This is a genomic window from Pseudoalteromonas aquimarina, assembly GCF_049257255.1.
Lineage (GTDB): Bacteria > Pseudomonadota > Gammaproteobacteria > Enterobacterales > Alteromonadaceae > Pseudoalteromonas.
Genome location: NZ_JBMMUG010000004.1, coordinates 420034 through 437369 on the forward strand (window position 1 = coordinate 420034; position 17336 = coordinate 437369).

General features: G+C 36.8%; 15 protein-coding genes and 2 pseudogenes. 13 read left to right on the forward strand and 4 right to left on the reverse strand.

Features of this window, described 5'->3' with window-relative positions:
* Positions 1–282: 282 nt before the first annotated feature.
* The 12 genes and pseudogenes from AAEU29_RS12600 to AAEU29_RS12655 all read left to right on the forward strand — a co-directional run bounded on the left by AAEU29_RS12600 (position 283) and on the right by AAEU29_RS12655 (position 11644).
* Positions 283–669 carry a hypothetical protein gene (locus AAEU29_RS12600; protein WP_421973675.1) on the forward strand — a complete coding sequence of 129 codons (387 nt, stop codon included), beginning with the start codon at positions 283–285 and terminating at the stop codon, positions 667–669.
* Positions 669–1724 carry a hypothetical protein gene (locus AAEU29_RS12605; RefSeq protein ID WP_421973676.1) on the forward strand — a complete coding sequence of 352 codons (1056 nt, stop codon included), beginning with the start codon at positions 669–671 and terminating at the stop codon, positions 1722–1724. Before AAEU29_RS12600 ends, AAEU29_RS12605 begins: the two co-directional genes overlap by 1 nt.
* Before the next feature lie 152 nt (positions 1725–1876).
* A pseudogene (locus AAEU29_RS12610) lies at positions 1877–2491 on the forward strand (transposase); the annotation flags it as partial.
* 167 nt (positions 2492–2658) lie between these two features.
* On the forward strand, positions 2659–4104 hold the full coding sequence (locus AAEU29_RS12615) for an RHS repeat-associated core domain-containing protein (protein ID WP_421973677.1): 1446 nt from the start codon (positions 2659–2661) through the stop codon (positions 4102–4104).
* A 43-nt stretch (positions 4105–4147) separates the two neighbouring features.
* Complete coding sequence (locus AAEU29_RS12620) at positions 4148–5071, forward strand: leucine-rich repeat domain-containing protein (protein ID WP_421973678.1); 924 nt, start codon at positions 4148–4150, stop codon at positions 5069–5071.
* Between the two features lie 88 nt (positions 5072–5159).
* Complete coding sequence (locus AAEU29_RS12625; RefSeq protein WP_421973679.1) at positions 5160–6359, forward strand: RHS repeat-associated core domain-containing protein; 1200 nt, start codon at positions 5160–5162, stop codon at positions 6357–6359.
* Positions 6360–6361: 2 nt separating this feature from the next.
* Positions 6362–7264: a leucine-rich repeat domain-containing protein gene (locus AAEU29_RS12630; RefSeq protein ID WP_421973680.1), complete on the forward strand. Its 903-nt coding sequence runs from the start codon at positions 6362–6364 to the stop codon at positions 7262–7264.
* Between the two features lie 42 nt (positions 7265–7306).
* Positions 7307–8527: pseudogene (locus AAEU29_RS12635) on the forward strand (RHS repeat-associated core domain-containing protein); the annotation flags it as partial.
* 12 nt (positions 8528–8539) lie between these two features.
* Complete coding sequence (locus AAEU29_RS12640; RefSeq protein ID WP_421973682.1) at positions 8540–8896, forward strand: hypothetical protein; 357 nt, start codon at positions 8540–8542, stop codon at positions 8894–8896.
* 300 nt (positions 8897–9196) lie between these two features.
* Positions 9197–9460 carry a hypothetical protein gene (locus AAEU29_RS12645; RefSeq protein ID WP_421973683.1) on the forward strand — a complete coding sequence of 88 codons (264 nt, stop codon included), beginning with the start codon at positions 9197–9199 and terminating at the stop codon, positions 9458–9460.
* A 212-nt stretch (positions 9461–9672) separates the two neighbouring features.
* The gene (locus AAEU29_RS12650) at positions 9673–11001 is read left to right on the forward strand and encodes a hypothetical protein (protein ID WP_421973684.1); all 1329 of its coding nucleotides are present in this window, start codon (positions 9673–9675) and stop codon (positions 10999–11001) included.
* A gap of 265 nt (positions 11002–11266) precedes the next feature.
* Positions 11267–11644, forward strand: coding sequence for a hypothetical protein (locus tag AAEU29_RS12655; protein WP_421973685.1), 378 nt, complete (start codon positions 11267–11269; stop codon positions 11642–11644).
* Positions 11645–11809: 165 nt separating this feature from the next.
* Here AAEU29_RS12655 and AAEU29_RS12660 read toward each other — a convergent pair whose 3' ends face one another.
* The 3 genes from AAEU29_RS12660 to AAEU29_RS12670 form a co-directional block, all read right to left on the reverse strand.
* Positions 11810–12619, reverse strand: coding sequence for a hypothetical protein (locus AAEU29_RS12660; RefSeq protein WP_421973686.1), 810 nt, complete (start codon positions 12617–12619; stop codon positions 11810–11812).
* A gap of 319 nt (positions 12620–12938) precedes the next feature.
* Positions 12939–14537 (reverse strand): ABC-F family ATPase, encoded by a 1599-nt coding sequence (locus AAEU29_RS12665; RefSeq protein ID WP_421973687.1) that lies wholly within the window; start codon positions 14535–14537, stop codon positions 12939–12941.
* 110 nt (positions 14538–14647) lie between these two features.
* Positions 14648–15445 (reverse strand): substrate-binding periplasmic protein, encoded by a 798-nt coding sequence (locus tag AAEU29_RS12670; RefSeq protein ID WP_421973688.1) that lies wholly within the window; start codon positions 15443–15445, stop codon positions 14648–14650.
* Positions 15446–15745: 300 nt separating this feature from the next.
* On the opposite strand from AAEU29_RS12670, the gene AAEU29_RS12675 reads away from it, so the two are divergent.
* Complete coding sequence (locus AAEU29_RS12675) at positions 15746–16633, forward strand: cation diffusion facilitator family transporter (RefSeq protein ID WP_421973689.1); 888 nt, start codon at positions 15746–15748, stop codon at positions 16631–16633.
* Here AAEU29_RS12675 and AAEU29_RS12680 read toward each other — a convergent pair whose 3' ends face one another.
* Positions 16634–17284 carry a hypothetical protein gene (locus AAEU29_RS12680; protein WP_421973690.1) on the reverse strand — a complete coding sequence of 217 codons (651 nt, stop codon included), beginning with the start codon at positions 17282–17284 and terminating at the stop codon, positions 16634–16636.
* Positions 17285–17336 lie beyond the last annotated feature (52 nt).

Consider the following 17336-nt stretch of genomic DNA (forward strand, 5'->3'; position numbering starts at 1 on the left):
TAGCGTACTGTGAACACTTAGAAAAAAAGCAACGACCAAATGTAGCCAATGCTCGCGCATTACTTGCATAAGCCTAATTAATCCAATTTTCATATATTTTTTCAAGAAAGTAGGTGCCCTTCTTAAGGGTTTTGAAACATATGACACAATTTACCGCTCAATTTTGTAACGCACTCAAATTTATCAATTTAACCAAGGTTACGAATATGTGTAATTGCAGATTGGCAGGCGTTAAAGTGATTTTAAAGTGGGTGTCATTGTTATTTTATTCTATTTGATTTTATGTTGGAATCTGTACAAGGTTCTATTGACAGCGCTTCTAGTCAAAATGGTGGTAAGGAATACAAGAACAAAGGAGCTTTTGGTGTAGACGCCCATAAAAGACTTGAAAATATGGTAAATGCATGGGAAAAATCAAATCCACACTTAAAAATTGGAATTAAAGTTACACCTGAAACATACGTAAGCAAAGGTGGGGCTAAAGGAGTTAAGGCCGGCCGTTTTCCAGCAGGGTCTGTAAGTATAGATATAGACATTTCTTATAAAGGAGAGACAGTACTTGGGATAGACTTAAAAACAGGTAAAGGCAGGGATAAAAAAGGCATTGAAAACCGAATGTCCCGTTACCGAACTAAGAATTTGGTTCAAATTTTCTTTGAGGTTAAATAATGAATAAGAATGAAATAGAGAGAAAAATATTCAAGTACTTGAATAGTACTTTTTCAAAGTATGGATTTCTTAAGGATCTCAATTCGTTAGCATTAATAAGAAGATTCGATGAAGTTCTTCAAGTTGTTTCATGTAATTCCGTAAAAGGTTGCGTGTCCAACCCTGATGGCTGGCAAGTATACATCTATCTCGACATATGGATTCCTGAGTTCTCGAAACCTGATTCTTTCAAAAATGCTAAAAGTGCGATAGAAATAGCTCCGATTAGCGAAGAGGTAAGAGCTGGTGTATTGGGGGCTTCTCTTCCTATTTTAGACCTAAAACCAGAGTGTGGTTTTCAAATACCTTCAGATTTTAAAACTGCGTTTGAAAAACTCGTTGATGAGAAAATACTACTTTGGTTAAGTGTGTTTAGTACTAAAGAAACAGTAGTAAAATATAAAAAGCCTGACGCTTATAACGATGGCGTTGTTGCTAACATAATAGATGCAAGTAATTTTTTAAATCAATTTCAACAAACCAACGTCAAATATCTTGAAGAATATACAATAATAAATGTAATAGATGAGCAATTTGTTGAAAAAGATATCACGCCTATACTAGCAGCTAAATTAATGGAGATGCAGTTTAAACTGGTTAAAAATATAAAGTATGATGGTTTATATCGTATAGATTTGGGAGATGGTTGGGTAGCAGCCGTAATGTTTGGTCCTGCTAACGAAATCACACTAGGTATTGAGTGTATGGTTTACTGTAGAGGGTTTTCTCAAGAAAACTGGGAAGAATACCGATTTAACCAGTGGGGTATTGACCAGGCGTTTAAGAATTTGTTGATAAGTGATAACCTCTGCCAATTACCACACACTACTCTTGCAAACCATATTAGTGATAACGTTTTTCCAGAGGTAATTGGTACACTGAACCAAATGCTTAATAAATCGTATCTAAGACAGTACATTGAATCTAATTATCGATACGGTGCAGACGATTTTACACAAGATGAATTACTGGAGAGATTAGAGGCTTTGCCTGTCCCACGAATAATACAGCTATGAATCATGTAGAGAATCATTGGGGTCGCGTCTTGCTTTTTGCCTTTTTACACACAGAAAAAAGCAAAGCAATCCCCTTCTGCACAGATTCTAAACAGAAAATATAAAGGCCACCCATCTTAATTAGCGCTAGCTTTCTATCAAAAGGTGGCTTTATGGCAGTTCCGCGCCGCAATCAGGTGAGTTTAGTTGATACACCTTACTACCATTGTGTTTCTCGTTGTGTACGTCGCGCGTTTTTGTGCGGTGAAGATAAAGTAACAGGGAAAAGCTATGAACATCGAAGAGATGTGGGTAGAGAGCAAGTTACTTGAAATAAGCAAAGTATTTTGTATTGATGTATGTGCGTATGCTGTAATGAGTAACCACACTCATATCGTACTGTGCGTAGATGAGGAAAAAGGCTCACACAAAAAGCCGTTATTTTACGCTGGCATAAACTGTTTAAAGGCAACTTACTCACACAAAAATACTTGTCTGGCGAACCACTTAATCCAGCTGAACAATTCACACTCGACGAAATGACGCAGGTGTTTCGAAATCGCCTAATGGACATTAGTTGGTTTATGCGAGTACTGAATGAAGATATAGCGCGCAAAGCTAATTTTGAAGATAACTGTACTGGCCGTTTTTATTCGCAGCCATCCATGGCGCTCACCCTTCGGGCTGCCTAGCGGCATTCAAACTTTTTCCCTAAAAGTTTGTGGGAAGGACGCTTTAAATCGCAAGCGTTATTGGATGAAGCAGCGCTTGCAGCCTGCATGGCCTATAAAACTAGGGTCAGAGTAAACTTAATTCCGCAACCACCTATCGCTATGATATGCGTAACCGCATGGTGAAATATAAAGGCCACCCACCTTAAAATCAGGTTACCAGCTACGGCTATGATAAAAATGGCAACCGTGCATCACAAAGTAACAGTAATGGCACCAGTACTTTGTATGCGTATGACGATTTAAATCGTCTTACTAAGGTTAGTCACTACAATGCCCAAGGTGTTGCTATCAATGAATTTAGCTATGAGCTTGATAACACAGGGCGCAGAACTAAGCTAACTGAATCAACAGGTAGGGCAAGCACTTACAGCTACGATAACCTTTATAGATTAACCAGTGAAAGTATCACAGATGCAACAAATGGTAACAGCCAAACCAGCTTCAGCTATGACAAGGTGGGTAATCGTTTAACGCAAACGCATAACACAGTAGTCACGAGCTATGTGTATGATGATAACGATAGGCTAACGAGTGAAGCTGAAGGCACGGATGTTACCACTTTCTCCTATGACGATAACGGCAACACCTTAAGCAAAGACATTAACGGTGCGCAAACCACCTATCGTTATGATATGCGTAACCGCATGGTGGCGATGGATGCAACAGCAACCAATAACGGCACGCAAGCGAATTACCAATACAATATTGATGGCATTCGCACCAGCAAAACGGTTAATGGACAGGCAACACACTACCTAATCGACAACACGACAGCTTATGCACAAGTGATTGCCGAAACAGATAGCCTTGGCAGCCGATTAAAAACCTACCTTTACGGTGATGACTTAATCAGTCAAACCGACAGTACCAATACCACAAACACCTTCCACTACGATGGCCTAGGTTCAACGAGAAGCTTAAGTGATGACAGTGGCGAACAAAGTGACACCTACGATTATTTAGCCTTTGGTGAGTTACAAAACCAAACAGGCACCACAGACAATAATTATCTTTATACAGGTGAGCAGTTTGACGGTGATTTAGACCAGTATTACCTAAGGGCTAGGTATTACGACCAAGGTGTAGGGCGTTTTACCCAGCAAGATGCATGGATGGGGCGCGATGGCGAGCCTGTTACCCTGAATAAGTATTTGTATACCCATGCAGATCCGGTGAATGGCATTGATCCGAGTGGGTATATGACAATAGGTGGTCAAGTTACAAAAGGCCAGTTGATAAACAACTTAGTATCCATGAATCTAAACCAAGCGTACAGAGTCACTTTAAAGCGAGGAGCGAATCGTCTTATGTGTGCAGTGGTAGAGGAGGTTACTGAAGGTGCTATTAATCATGGTATTTATATGCTTTTAGATGGATCTGGGGTCTACACAGGTCAATCAATTGATATTGATAATCGAATTGAAGAGCATAAGAAGGACACTAATAAAAAAATTAATGGCACAATAGCAAAATTCCATTTCCCTTTTCAAAGGGGTACTAAACGAATACTTGAGCAAAAAATGATAGACTTGGTTGAGGAGATTTTTGGTAAAAATCGATCAACAAACAAAAGAAAAGAGATTGCAAAAAATCCAAAATCGAAAAGTAAAAAGTCAGTTAGCAAAAAATTAAGGCGGATTTTAAACTCGCTTGAGTTTTGTAAGTAAATAACAATTAGAAGAACAATAACTTTTACAGAGCAGATATTGAATGTTAATAAGTCATGATTTAATAGAGCAAAGAGAACGCGAAGGTTTATATAACTTGGTTGTCCGAGGAGCAGTTACAGAAGAGCTGTTACAAGATATAAAAGGAAAAGAGTTTAAGTCTGTATTTCTTAGAGCAGGTAACTACCCATCCCTAGAGTTTCTGTGCGATATTGAAAGCGATATAAAAGAACTCGTGATAGCCTGTGACCAGGTAGATTGGGAAAGCATTTCTAAGCTGTCAGACTTAAAGGGGCTAGTATTTGACAGTGCCTATAAAATTGATCTTGATTTTTCATGCTTCAATTCTCTAAGAACTCTGGGTTTTTATTCAGGCAAGCAGATTGATGACAGCATTTATAATATTCCTTCATTAGTTTCTTTGACAATACATAACTGGGTTGAGAATGACTGTACGAAACTTGAAAAATTGGAAAGTTTGGAGTCTCTACGACTGTACGATAGTAGAAAGTTAGAGAACTTGAATGGCCTGGAGAAACTTGAAAAGCTTGAGGGAGTAGAAATTGATGGGGCCAGAAATCTAACAAATGTAGACGCGATTGGAAGACTCAGTAAACTTAAAAAGCTTTTTTTTGTAGGGTGTAAGAAAGTAGAATCTTTTAGCTCAATTGCCAATAATTCAGAGTTGCTTTGGCTCTGTTTAACCAACTGTAATGAAATAGATAATTTACAGTTTGTCGAAAAATTAGTGAGCCTAGACACCTTCGGGATTAAGGGTACTACCATTATTGATGGTCGTTTAGATATGCTCACTCGTTTACCGAATTTAAAAACTTGTGGATTTATAAATAAGAAACACTACAACTTAAAGATGAAAGAATTAAAGAAAATATTAGAAGAGCGGTGGGGAGATAAAATAAATGAAGTCGATGATTTATGGGTAGCACCTAACACGTATGGAAGTTAGGTTCAGGAAATTTACAAAAAAATAATATAAAGGCCACCCACCTTAACTAGTAAATGGCGATAGCCAAACCAGCTTTACCTATGACAAGGTGGGAAATCGTTTAACGCAAACGCATAACACAGTAGTCACGAGCTATGTGTATGATGATAACGGCAACACCTTAATCAAAGACATTAACGGTGCGCAAACCCGTTACAGCTATGATATGCGTAACCGCATGGTGGCGATGGATGCAACAGCAACCAATAACGGCACGCAAGCGAATTACCAATACAATATTGATGGCATTCGCACCAGCAAAACGGTTAATGGACAGGCTACACACTACCTAATCGACAACACGACAGCTTATGCACAAGTGATTGCCGAAACAGACAGCCTTGGCAGCCTATTAAAAACCTACCTTTACGGTGATGACTTAATCAGTCAAACCGACAGTACCAATACCACAAACACCTTCCACTACGATGGCCTAGGTTCAACGAGAAGCTTAAGTGATGACAGTGGCGAACAAAGTGACACCTACGATTATTTAGCCTTTGGTGAGTTACAAAACCAAACAGGCACCACAGACAATAATTATCTTTATACAGGTGAGCAGTTTGATGGTGATTTAGACCAGTACTACCTAAGAGCCAGATATTACGACCAGAATGTCGGGCGTTTTACTCAGCAAGATGCGTGGATGGGGCGCGATGGCGAACCTGTTACCCTAAATAAGTATTTGTATACCCATGCGGATCCGGTGAATGGCGTTGATCCGAGTGGGTATATGAGGTTGGATAGCCTCACGTTTGGTCAGTCAATTCAAAGTTCACTAGCAGGAATAAGGACAGTAAATTACCGTATATTCTTGCGTGAGGCAGTCGATGGTGCATTGTGCCTTCTAGTTGAAGAAGTTACTGAACAAGTTATCGGTGAAGCATTCAGTGGTATATATATTTTTTCTGATGCTTCAAATGAAAACGTCCCTTATATTGGCCGTTCAGATAATTACGGTAAACGTAAAGCACAACATGATGCGGTAGACAGAATCAAGAAAGAACTAGTAAAAGCTGAGTTAGTTGTAGACAATATATTTGAAAAATTTAACTTTTCAGATAAAAAGAAGCAGGTTAAAAATCAGTTTAGGTTATTGGAACAATGGTTCATTGATTATATTGGATTTGAAAACTCTTCAAATATACGTCGAGAAGTTGCAGTATCACCTAAATCTAAAAATAGCAATGAGATTAGGAAGTTACTAGATAATAAAATTAATATTTGTGACGCGAAAGTAAAAAAATAACCATGAATGACATTTATACAGATGACTTAATATACATATCGAAAAGTGGCTGGTGCCGTTTGTACAATTGTTTAACTGAACAATCTTTTGAACAACTAAGGAGTTTGCAAATTGAAAAGCTTAGTTTGGAAGTTGGAAACTGGGAGGATTTAGGGCTATTAACCAAGTTAAATGGAAGCTTTAAGAAATTAGTTATTAATAAGGTTCGCGTCGATTGGTGCAGTATCTCGAAATTGGATGAATTAGAAGAGTTATATTTAACCGATTACTTAAAAAACAAAGTTGATTTTTCAAATTTTAAAAATCTTAAGAGTTTGTGGATTGATGGGCGAGAAGAAAACATTGAGCAGATATATACAATTAAGACACTCGAAAGTGTAAGGTTGGCAAATTATAAAGAGGTAAACCTGAGCAAGCTTGAGAAACTTCATAACTTAGTTACTTTAGAGCTGGTTGATTCAAAAAAATTGAGTAGTCTGGAAGGTATAGAGTGTTTTACTAAGCTCCAAAAATTAAATTTAGTATGTTGCACAAAACTTGTAGATGTTGATGGTGTTAAGTCACTTTCAAAATTAAAAATGCTACGAATAGACTCTTGTAAAAAAGTACGACTGACTGATGACTTTTCGACGCTTAAAAACCTTAAATATCTAGGTGTTTTTAGGCAAAAAGAAATAGTATCTTTGCTGCCTTTTAAAGACTGTCGTTCATTAGAGATACTTTTGGTAGCTGACTTAAAGGTAACTGATGGAAAAGTACAATTTATTAAAGAGTTACCGAATTTGAAAAAATTAATTTTTCAGCATAAAAAACACTATGATGAAAATCTAACATCTTTTAAACGAGAGCTGCTAGAAAAGTTTGGGGACTACGAAATTATCGAAAAGCACTTCTCAATGGTTTAAATATATAAAGGCCACCCACCTTAACTAGTAAATGGCGATAGCCAAACCAGCTTTACCTATGACAAGGTGGGGAATCGTTTAACGCAAACGCATAACACAGTAGTCACGAGTTATGTGTATGATGATAACGATAGGCTAACAAGTGAAACTGAAGGAACAGATGTTACCACCTTCACGTATGACGATAACGGCAACACCCTAATCAAAGACGTGAACGGCGAACAAACCCGTTACAGCTATGATATGCGTAACCGCATGGTGGCGATGGATGCAACGGCAACCAATAACGGCACACAGGCGAATTACCAATATAACATTGACGGTATTCGCACCAGCAAAACGGTTAATGGTCAGGCCACACAATACCTAATCGACAACACGGCAGCTTATGCACAAGTGATTGCCGAAACAGATAGCCTTGGCAGCCGATTAAAAACCTACCTTTACGGTGATGACTTAATCAGTCAAACCGACTCAAACCAAGTAACTAACACCTTCCACTATGATGGCCTTGGTTCAACGAGAAGCTTAAGTGATGACAGTGGTGAACAAAGTGATAGTTATGATTATTTAGCCTTTGGTGAGTTACAAAACCAAACAGGCACCACAGAAAATAATTATCTTTATACAGGTGAGCAGTTTGATGGTGATTTAGACCAGTACTACTTGCGTGCGCGCTACTATGACCAGAATGTCGGGCGCTTTACTCAGCAAGATGCATGGATGGGGCGCGATGGCGAACCTGTTACTCTGAATAAGTATTTGTATACCCATGCAGATCCGGTGAATGGCGTTGATCCGAGTGGGTACATGAGTTTGGTCTCCTTGAATACTGCACAAGCAGGGCAAGGTGTATTAATCAATATTGCTCATCAGCATGTGTTTCGAAAAGCCTTTAAAAAGGCGGGGTGTGAAATTGGTTTTGCATTAGCTGAAGAAAGTATTAAATACGGTATTTATGTGTTATACGACTATGTTGGGCAAACGGGCGAAAGCGTTGGAATTGACAACAGGCACTCTCAGCATTTAGAAGAGGCAAAACATAAAGCATCTAAGGCTTGGAAAGCAAACACGAAGGTCATCGCAAGATTCTTCGTTGATGGAGGAAGTGGAGCTTTAGACAAAATGGAGCAGTTTATTATTGATATATTGGAAGCGGAAGGACATGATTTAAGAAATGAAAGGCGAGTTATTGGAGATAGTCCTGACCGAGATAAAATTAGGAAAGAATTTAGAGCCTTAAAGAAGTTAATGTGTAATTAAGGAGTGTATGAAATGGCATATTCAGCAAACTTAGATAAGTGTAAAGAGGAGTACCCATTTAGTTTTTGGTACAGTCTTTATGAAAAAGGAATAGGTAAATACTCTAAAGAGTACTGCGAGGAAGTAAGAGATATTTTTGATGATTTAATTGAACGTTTAAAAGCTGCGGAATCGTTTAATTCAAATGACTTGAAAGTAGAAGAAGTTAAAAAAGCCGTTTTATCGTTAAATAAAATTCGAGATACCAAGCCGTTCTTGATAGAGACTATGGAACGTGAAGAGTTTTGTGATCTTTTCGATAGTATTTGTGAAGCCGCAGAAATAAAAAAGTTACCTTCGGATTTTACTTTGCAGTGGAGGAATTGGTAAACGGAACGAGATATAAATACGGACAGTAATCATGGGGGGCGCGTCTTGTATGAATATATAAAGGCCACCCACCTTAATTAGCGTAAAAGCTAGGATGTGACTAAGCTTTAATCAACATTAGCTTGCTATCAAAAGGTGGCTTTATAAAATATATAAAAAAATATATAAAAGCCACCTACCTGAAAATCTTAAAATCAGGTTACCATTTACGGCTATGATGTCACTACTTTCTCCTATGACGATAACGGCAACACCTTAATCAAAGACATTAACGGTGCGCAAACCATCTATCGCTATGATATGCGTAACCGCATGGTGGCGATGGATGCAACGTCAACCAATAACAGCAAACAAGCAAATTACCAATATAACATTGATGGCATTCGCACCAGCAAAACGGTTAATGGTCAGGCAACACACTACCTAATCGACAATACACAAGCTTATGCACAAGTGATTGCCGAAACCGATAGCCTTGGCAGTCGATTAAAAACATACCTTTACGGTGATGACTTAATCAGTCAAACCGACAGCAATAACACCACAAACACCTGCCTTGGTTAAACAAGAGAATAAAAGGGGTCAGGTCTTGCATTGTGCACAATGTCTAGTATCGATAATGAAGATTGTAGTGGCATAGTTAATTTTGAAACCCATTAAGAAAGAAGTGTTAGGATATTGGTTTCAAATTTTGTACCTAATATATGTAAAAATTATTTGATTCTATAAAATGATTTCTCTAGGATAGCTTCCTTTTTGTCAAGGAAGGTATCCCTATGTTTATAAAAAGTATTAGTAAAAATATAATAATTTGTTTTGGCGCATTTTCGTTAATAGCATGTGGTGGAGGCTCAGATAAAGGAGTTACAACCCCACCCGTTGTTAACACTAACTATACTGTTACTTTAAATGTAACTGGAAATGGAAGTGTTACTACAGATAAAACAAGTTATTTGTCAGGTGAAATAGCGCAAATTACAATTACACCAGATGAGCAACATTTGTTTGTTGAGGCAGATGGTTGTGGAATGATGGTTGAAGAGTACCAAACACACTTAACACAAACTCAAACCTTCTCAACCGGATCTTTAAATGCTAATTGTACACTTAATGTTAATTTTGCACCCCGCATAAAATTAGTTGATGTTATTACAGATGAAGCGTTGTTAAAATGTGCAATAGGTGAAGAATTGTCACGTGAATTTGCTGATGAAGTTAGTTTTTTGTCTTGTACGGATACAGGAATCAAATCGACATCAGGTATAGAGAATTTAATTCATTTAGCGCATGCTCAGCTTGATATTAATGAAATCGAACAGATAGATTTAAGTAATAATAAACAATTAGTTAGCTTGCGAGTTGGCCAAAATAAATTAACATCGCTAGATGTTACAAATAATAATTTATTAAACCACTTAACTGCAGATTTTAATGAGATAGCTGAATTAGACCTATCTAATGCACCGTTCTTAATTACTTTAAGTGTTTACTCTAATAAAATTGAGCAGTTAGAGCTAAGCACTAATCCAGCGTTAACTTTTCTTAACCTTGGTTCCAACTTGATTAGCAGTATTGATTTAAGTAATAACAACGAGCTTATATCCCTTTATGCTGAGTCATTATTTATCACCGAAATTTCTTTAGATAATTTATCAAGCTTAAAATCATTTTCTGTTGATGGCAGTAATATTTCTAGCATAGACTTTTCAAATAACCTCGAGTTAGAAAGAGTGAATGTAGGTGCTAACCCACAACTTACTCAAGTTGATGTAAGCATGTTAACGAACCTAAAAGATTTGTTTATTGAAGGTAATTTAGAAATTGGGAACTTTACCACATTAGATGTAAGCCAAAATACAAAATTGGAACGACTTTGGTTAGAGAGACAAAAACTCTCGACTATTGATTTATCAAATAACCCGTTACTAAATGAGTTAGATGCAAAAATGAACCAATTAACATCTATAGATTTAAGTAATAATACAGCGCTTACAACTCTAGATTTGCGAGATAATCTGCTGACTCAGCTGGATTTAACAAACAATGTTAATTTGGAAGTTGTGTATTTTGATAATACCGTAACTTGCTCAGGCGAAAAATGTTAGCACGTTAAATGTCGTAATTGGCTACATTAATGAGCGCTTATGTTGCTACCTAAATCTGCATGTAAAGCAACGTTACATGCAGATTTAAAATAATAGGTATAAAAAGAGAAAACACCATTTACTTTTGCTGTGTTAGAAAACAAGTGAACATTAGATTAGTTATAGATTTAAGTTCAATTTTATAATGTATCCCGCTATTCTTGTATTAAGAGAGTTAAGTTCATTACTTACATTAAATAACGAGAACATAGCAGTTGTCTAAAGTATGATTGACCCCGTATATGATGTGACACTTAAAAATCATCTTGTTATTGTTAAGATTTCAGGTGATTGGAACATACAAGCTGACATTGGTTATTTAACCTCGCTTGATGAAACTATATCGCGGGTTAGAAATGTACCTTGGGCGCTTTTTGCCGATTTACGTGGATGGCGTGTAACTGAAGAAGTTATTAATTATAAACATAATAAAACTATTCAACTCGCAAGAAGTAACCAAAAAGCTGAGTGCTGGTTGGTAGACAGCATAGAGCAAGGTCAGCATATTCAACATCATATCGAAAATGCACATATCCCGTTTATAAAAGTCACTACGATGCAAGAGGCAGAAGTCTGGCTCAGTAATTTCGACTTAACACTTTGATAGTTATATTTGAATATAAATATTTAGGTAAGGTACTTAACCTAAATTGACTTTAAACTTTCTTATTTCACACTTAGTTATAGATATGTTTATGCAATCGTAGTTATAAATTTGCAATAACCTTAGTTCCAATAGTCATTGCAAGATTTCGTTTGATTTAGATTATTATAAATCTAACTTTACTGTTACGTTCAAATTGGAAGACCTACTTGCCTCAATATAACTATTTTTAGCAAATTTGTTACTAAGTGGAACAGATCTGTATCGCACCAAATTGAGCGTCATATTGCAATCATTTGATGTTCGTGAATATTGATTAATCTCGTATGTTTTATTTGAAAGAGCAACAAGCTCATGGGTTGGAAAGGTGTAATCGCCATTATCATCAATATCATAATTTTTTTGTTCTTTTATGAAGGTATAATCTTGGCAAAAAAACTGTGACTCTAATTCTATTTGAGTGTCACGCCAATAAGGTAAACTCCACTGTAATGGAATCGATTGATTCTCAAAAAATATATCGTCTACAGTAGGAGAGGAAAGTATGACTCTTTCTACCATTTCTACACGCATTGGGATTTTTGAGCCATCTAAGCGGTGAAGTGTAATTGTAAAGGTGCCTATTTCTCCACTTGTTGGTATCTTGGCAGTATAACTAAAATCAGACCAAACACCTCTCAAGCTGAAAATTGGCCAAACTGCTTCTCCAATTTCTCTTTCTTCAAGTCTTACTCCTTTTTCTCCATCGAAGCTTGCTGTTAAATACTCTCCATCACTTAAATAAATTTCCGGTTTTAGGGTGCTATCTTCCCGCATTACTACGTTTATATAAGCAGAAGATTCATTATCTTCGTCGGTTTCGTACACATATGCTTTCATGTAAATATTTTTGGTACTAACACTTGTTGAATCAGTATTTCCACAACCCGACAGAATTAAAATCATTATCAAAGATAACAATAAATTGAGTTTCATATAGTTTTTAATTTTTATTTAAAAAGAGATTATTATATTAACAAACTGAAAAAAATTAATGCATTACAAAATTAACCTCATTGACGTTGGTTATCATTAGAGATTATTAGTAAGTTAATGAACTATTTTTTATAGTGGAGGTTGATAAACTAAGCAATCATCAATATTCCAAGTGGGTGTATATAGAATGTGAAAACGATTTGGATTGAACTTCTTTAATTTATCCGGGGTAGAGTCCCTTATAGAAGAAAATAATTGTGTTTAAAATATTATGATACTGAGAAAAAGGCGCTACTGTGAGCGCCTTTTCAAATGGTGATTAACGATTTTCTTCAGCTTCTTTTTTCGCTAAATATTCATCGTAAGTACCTTGGAAATCGATAACTTTCCCGTCTTTAATTTCCCAAATGCGAGTTGCAAGTGATGATACAAATTGACGGTCGTGAGATACGAAGAACAAAGTACCTGGGTACTGCTCAAGGGCTAAGTTAAGAGATTCAATCGACTCCATATCCATGTGGTTTGTTGGTTCATCCATTAGCAAGATGTTTGGTTTGTGCATCATTAGCTTACCAAATAACATGCGGCCTTGCTCACCACCCGAAATAACCTTTACGGATTTTTGAATATCGCTCTGTGAGAACAGTAAACGGCCTAAATAACCGCGAACAACTTGTTCGTCATCACCAGGCTGTTGCCATTGTTCCATCCATTGGAAAAGTGTCATGTCTTTTTCAAAATCATCAGCATGGTCTTGCGCGTAATAACCAATATTGGCATTTTCAGACCATTTAACTTCACCACCTTTAGGTGCTAAACGATTAGCGAGCGTGTGAAGTAGGGTTGTTTTACCTGCACCGTTTTCACCGATAATTGCAACTTTCTCACCTACTTCAACAAGTGCCGTTAAGTTACTGAACAAGGTGTCATCATAACCTTGGCTTAAGTTTTCAAGTTCTAATGCATTTCTAAATAATTGCTTAGATTGTTCAAAGCGAATAAATGGGTTTTGACGGCTTGATGCTTTAACTTCTTCTAATTGAATTTTATCAATTTGCTTTGCACGTGATGTTGCTTGTTTTGCTTTAGAAGCATTTGCTGAGAAGCGAGAAACAAACTGTTGTAATTCTGCAATCTGTGCTTTCTTCTTGGCATTATCTGAAAGTAGACGCTCGCGCGCTTGAGTTGCTGCAAACATGTACTCATCGTAATTACCCGGGTAAATACGAAGCTCACCAAAATCAATATCTGCCATATGCGTACATACTGAATTTAAGAAGTGACGGTCGTGCGAGATGATTATCATAGTGCAGTCACGCTGATTTAAAACATCTTCAAGCCATTTGATGGTGTAAATATCTAAGTTGTTGGTTGGCTCGTCGAGTAACATGATATCTGGTTCAGCAAAAAGTACTTGTGCAAGTAGCACACGCAATTTCCAACCAGGGGCAACTTCAGACATCAAACCATAATGCTGTTCTGTCGGAATACCAACGCCGAGCAATAATTCACCCGCTTTAGCTTCTGCTGAATAGCCATCCATTTCAGCAAATTGCGTCTCAAGCTCAGCAACAAGCATACCTTCTTCTTCGCTCATTTCTGGAAGAGAATAAATACGGTCGCGCTCTTTTTTGATATCCCATAGCTCTTTGTGACCCATAATTACGGTATCAACTACGGTAAATTGCTCGTACGCGAACTGATCCTGATTTAGTTTTGCAATGCGCTCATTAGGATCATATGAAATGTTACCTGCGCTTGGCTCAAGCTCACCACTTAAGATTTTCATAAATGTTGATTTACCACAGCCGTTAGCGCCAATTAGACCATAACGGTTACCGTCACCAAATTTAACCGAAATATTCTCAAAAAGTGGCTTTGCACCAAATTGCATGGTGATATTGTTTGAACTAAGCATTGTTTATCTATAACCCAATAAAAATTTGCGGCATTTTATCACCATATAGCAGCACAAAATAGCAAATGCAGCGTTTATTTTAATAAAAGAAAAGTAGCGCCAATTTAGCGCTAATGAAGTAAATTGCTGCAAGTTGAAGAAACAAAATCACTAAATAATGAATCAAGTTCACCGCTGGCAAGTACTGTTTCAAGCGCCTTGTTGAACTGCGCCATGAATGTTGGCGAAATACTCTGTTTATTGAAAATAAAATGAATATCAGCTTGTGAGAGTAGTAAAGGGTGAATATTAACGTTTTTATGATTTTGACGGGTTATTTCACTGCAAAGAACAACGTCATCATCAATCACAATATCAACGCGATTTTTAGCCAACATTTCAAGGCGTTTGATGGTGGTTTCAGAAAAAATAAAACCGTTATAGTCTTTTTTGGCATGTTCTAATTCATCACCGTACCAGCCAGCAAGGTTAACACCTATGAGTTTACGATTTTTAATAATCTCTTTAAGAGAAATGACGCTTTGTAGACTGCTATCGTTTTGTCGATAAGCAAAGCGATTTCGTTCAATACGGTATTTTTTAGAAAAATGGAAATCTGCCTCTCTTTCAGGGTTTTTACTTGCACCAAGCGCAATATCAAAATTACCCATGCTCAATTCAAATAAACTCCGCCTTTCAGGAAATTGTAAAACGATTAAATCACAATCCATCTCAAGCAATACCTTTCTTAAAAGCTCGACATCAACACCGCTTGGTTCTTCATACTGTGAATAACGAACATAAGGGTACCAATCATTGGTAATTGATAACTTAAGAGGTGTATTACATTCAATTGGTTTTACGCTATCTAAGGCAACTACACTCAATGAATAAAAGCTGAAAAAGAGTGCAATACAGAGTTTAAACATAGCGGCCACTTAGCAATAACGTTATTGTAAAAGTATATACATAGTGAGCATTTTTGCTGATGTAATCTGTGATTTGCCTTTTGAAAAATCAATTTAAAAAGCGATATATACATTAACAATGAAAAAACAATATAGTAATTAATAAATTGTTGTTACTTAGCAAGCGTTAAACTTAAATTAAACAATGTAGTAAATAACTCAGTGAGATGATTTATGTTACTTATGTTACAAAAGCGGTGTAACCAAACAATGTATCGCGTAAAGTAAGTTTAGCATTGTGAAAATTATATAGGATACTTTATGTCGCATTCGCACCACCATCATCACCATGGCGATAAACAACTGTCCTGGGCTGTTGCGATAAACATTGTATTAACCATTGCACAAATTGTTGGTGGTGTACTTGCAGGCAGTATGGCGTTAGTTGCAGATGCCCTTCACAATTTAAGTGATGCTGGCGCTATAGTTATTGCAATAATTGCGAGGCGTATTGCGCGTAAACCTGCTTCAAGTACCATGAGTTTTGGCTATAAACGTGCTGAAATTATTGGTGCATTAATCAATAGCTCAACATTGATTGTAGTGGGAGCCTATTTAATTTATGAGGCAATAACACAGTTTTTAGAACCTAAACCGGTGGATGGCTGGATAGTGGTTTATATTGCGGCGATTGCGCTTGTTATTGATGCAGTAACGGCTTGGTTAACTTACAAAGCAGGTGCTAAAACTAACTTAAATTTAAAAGCCGCTTTTGTACATAACTTATCAGATGCTTTTGCATCCCTTGTTGTGATTGTGTCAGGCAGTTTGATTATTCTTTACCAATGGTACTTGGTCGATTTAATCGCAACAATTGTTATATCCATTTATGTGATTTATCACGGAATTGGCTTTGCCAAACAAAGCATTGTTATCTTAATGCAAGGTACGTCTTCAGAAATCGATGTTGATGCAGTGCATCAGGCATTACTTACACTTAAAAATGTAAAAGCAGTGCATCATCTGCATGTGTGGCAATTGGATGATAATACACTTCATCTAGAAGCAAATATTGAACTCACTGATCAGGATCTTAATTTAGTTAAGGCAATGCTCAAAGAGGAGTTTTCAATTAGCCACTCGACCATTGAAACCCTCTTAAATGAGCAATCATTTGATGCGTGTTATTTACCAAACACACAGAAATAGTTATCGGTTATTACAGTTTGGTGTATTGGCCATTTTAGCCTGTTGATAGGTTTCCCATGCACCTATTGAGATAAAGCAATAGCAAAGTAGTTCTAAGCCTTCTTGGATGATTGTTTTTACGACAAAAGCATCTTGGCTAACTACCTCTCGCCAAAAACTACCCGTACCAAAAATACGACTAAAAATAACTAAAACCACTACGCCGACAATCACCTTACTCATTGCAGGCAGTTTTAATAAATTGACAAATTCACGCAGACCTTGTTTTCGTTTTCTAGAAAAAAGATAAAGAACAGACAAAGTAGAAATCAATGCAGGATAAAGCCAAAAGCCGTGGCTTATTTTATCGAACCAAAAATCACATTCACGAATGAAAAGTGCTGTAAAAAAGCCAAAAACCAATAAGCTGCCAGAGCCAATATTGCTAATTTTAATCGCTTTATAAAACAAAATATTAATAAAGATTAGTGCTAATCCCTGAAGGGTTTCAGTCATTGATAGTTCAGGGATCCCTTTTAGGAAATAATAATCTAAACGGACGCTTAGATTAACCATAAGACAAACAGCAATCACCGCAAGAATATAAATTAAGTTCCATTTAACAACAGTGCTTGATGAGTGATTTGATGAAAAAGTTGAGAGAGTATTCACAAGTAGCGTTCCTGCTTTTAGTACGTTTGGGCAGTTTAGGGGGGTAAATGTA